This window comes from Okeania hirsuta (assembly GCF_003838195.1).
GTDB classification, from domain to species: Bacteria; Cyanobacteriota; Cyanobacteriia; order Cyanobacteriales; family Microcoleaceae; genus Okeania; species Okeania hirsuta.
In genome coordinates, this window is record NZ_RCBY01000473.1 from 1 (window position 1) to 2,634 (window position 2,634).

The window sequence follows — 2,634 nt, forward strand, 5'->3', positions numbered from 1 at the left end:
AGAACTATCGTATTATGTCGATAAATTGCGCAAATTGTTAACTAAGTCGAAACTCTCCAAAATTCCCAATAACTGTGCTTCACTCAACTGGTCGATCCCCAACTTTTCGGCCTTCTGTAACTTAGAACCTGGATCTTTTCCTACCACAACAAAATCAGTCTTAGAACTCACCGTACTTGTCACCTTACCACCAGCAGTTTCAATCAAACTCTTTGCCTCATCCCGCTTCAAGGTTGGTAAAGTTCCCGTTAACACAAAAGTTTTGCCTGCTAAAAATGCACTTTGCTCTTTTGCCACATTGCCCGTATCTGTTCTTACATCCATCACCACTCCAGCATTACTCAGACGTTCTACCAACTTCTGATTAGCTGAAACCTGAAACCACTGTTCAACTGATTGAGCAATTTCTGGACCAATTCCATAGACTGCTTCGATATCTGTCGCCTTTGCCTGTGCCAACTGTCCTACATTGGAAAACTTCTGAGTTAATAACTCTGCATTTACGCTACCCACATGACGAATACCCAAACCATAAAGCACCCGTGGCCAAGATTTGCTTTTGGAACTAGCGATCGCATCCACCAATTTACTGGCCGACTTTTGTCCCATGCGTTCGAGGGAAGTCAAACTTTTGACAGTTAAATCATATAGATCGGCCACCGACTCAACTAAACCACTATTGACCATCTGCTGTACTAATTTTTCCCCCAAACCATGAATATCCAGAGCACCTCTAGATGCCCAATGTACCAAAGAACCCCGAAGAATAGCAGGACATGAAGAGTTGATACATCTCATTATTGCCTCATCGGTAGGTTTGACCGCAGGTTGACTGCATTCTGGACAGTGAGTAGGCATTTGAAATAGTTGAGCATTTGTGGGACGTAGTTCTGGCAAAACTCGTACTACTTCTGGAATAATTTCTCCTGCTTTGCGGACTATTGCAGTATCTCCAATATGTAGATTTAGTTCCGCCAGGCGATCGCTATTATGTAGAGACGCCCTTTGTACTGTTGTACCTGCTAACTGGACAGATTTTAATTCTGCCACAGGGGTAAGTGCCCCAGTACGGCCCACTTGAATTGTGACTGCTTCGACAATGGTCGGGACTTCTTCAGCAGGATATTTAAGAGCGATCGCCCACCGAGGAAATTTTTGAGTAAATCCTAATTTTTTTTGTAGTGGTAAAGAATTAAGTTTAACTACAACTCCATCGGTTAAATAGGGCAAATTTTTTCGTTCGGTATCCCAATATTTATAGTATTTTTGAATGTCATCTAAAGATGAGCAAATTTGACGATGAGGATTAACTTTAAAACCTAATTTTTGTAGTAATTCTAAATATTGCCATTGAGTAGAAAGTTGAGATAATTTTGAGTTAATTTCAGATTTTATATAAAGTGTATAAGCGAAAAAATCTAGTCGGCGTCGAGCAACTATTTTTGAATCTAATTGTCGCAAAGTACCTGCTGCTGAATTACGGGGATTAGCAAATAGTGGTTCTCCTATTTTTTCTCTTTCTGCGTTGATACTTTCAAATACATTAATTGATAAAAAAGCTTCACCTCGAACTTCTATTATTGAGGGTGGATTATCTATTTTTAGTTTTAAGGGAATACTTTTAATTGTTTTGACATTTTGAGTAATATCTTCTCCTGTAATTCCATCTCCACGAGTAGCTCCTCTGACTAACAAACCATTTTCATAAGTTAGAGCTAAAGCAGAACCGTCAATTTTTAGTTCACAAACATAATCTACCGTATCAGGATGGGGATCGATTTCTATTTGACGTTGCCAACGTTCTTGCCAATTTTTTAATTCCTCAATATTAAAAGCATTTTCCAGACTATAAAGAGGAATATTATGTTCAATTGATATAAATTTAGTTGCTGGTTTTTCTCCCACTCTTTGGGTAGGACTATCTGGAACAATTAATTGAGGATATTGGGTTTCTAATTCTTGTAATTCTCGAATTAGGCGGTCGTAAACAGTATCTTCCATAATAGGGTTATCAAGCACATAGTAAGCATAGCCAGCTTCTTGAAGTTTCTGCCTCAATTGTTGAGCATGCTGCTCTAATTCTGGTGTTAACTTTGCCATGTTTTTTTCTCCTTAGACCCAATATTTTGATCGTATTCTCAATACCGATATTTATTTGATTTTTTTTGTTATAGCAGAAGGAAAAAAGAAAAATCTTACGTTGTCTGAGTTTTAAGCTTTTGATATGTCCGCACCCTTTCCTTTGACTGCTATATACCAAGAGGAATAAACGAGTGCATAGAAGTGTTGCGGAAGTTCTCCCCCTACAATTAGTTGATACAAAAATTGATGTATAGTATTAATCCACAAGAAATGGTTTTACTCCTGAAAATCAAATAAGTAGAAGAACCTATATTGAGTTAAAAATTTATCTAACTTTGACGATATAATTCCTCTTTAGACATAAAGTAAAAGTGCTTTTTTACATCTTTAAATAAATCTCATCAATAAATTTAAAGTGTTTTAGCTCTTCAGTTTTGCTGCTTTAAAATAGCTATCAGATACAAGCTAAAAAGCATAATTAGGGTTTGCGCTCAAAAGTATTTTAGTAGGGGTAGGAGACAGGAGACAGGAGACAGGAGACAGGAGAAATGG

Annotated in this window: 1 protein-coding gene; it reads right to left on the reverse strand. The window is 37.5% G+C overall.

Going from position 1 to position 2,634, the window contains the following annotated elements:
• Positions 1–12: 12 nt before the first annotated feature.
• Positions 13–2,100 carry an NAD-dependent DNA ligase LigA gene (gene ligA / locus D5R40_RS31945; protein ID WP_124147513.1) on the reverse strand — a complete coding sequence of 696 codons (2,088 nt, stop codon included), beginning with the start codon at positions 2,098–2,100 and terminating at the stop codon, positions 13–15.
• Positions 2,101–2,634 lie beyond the last annotated feature (534 nt).